Below are 266 nucleotides of genomic sequence, written 5' to 3' on the forward strand. Positions count from 1 at the left end.
ATGACGTTGATCACGACGTTCAGAAGCTGATAGACAAACCGATTCTCCCATGCGTTGCCCGGCCGGGTGAGGATCAGCAGCACGCCCATGGGCAGGCCGATCAATACGGAGAACAGCAGGGATACGGACACCATTTGAAAGGTTTGCACCACGGATTCCCCGATAAGGGGGAGGCGTTCCTGGACAAATTCTTGCAGATCAGACATGGCCCCTCTCCATCTCCTCCACGTTTACTCCTTGTTCCTCCAGGAAGGCAATCGCCTTCT

1 pseudogene is annotated in these 266 nt (G+C 54.9%); it reads right to left on the minus strand.

Annotated elements, in window-relative coordinates:
- Nucleotides 1-206: pseudogene (locus LD028_RS09080) on the minus strand (metal ABC transporter permease); the annotation flags it as partial.
- Nucleotides 207-266 lie beyond the last annotated feature (60 nt).

The sequence above is a fragment of the Anoxybacillus sp. LAT27 genome, assembly GCF_022030075.1.
GTDB classification, from domain to species: domain Bacteria; phylum Bacillota; class Bacilli; order Bacillales; family Anoxybacillaceae; genus Anoxybacillus; species Anoxybacillus kestanbolensis.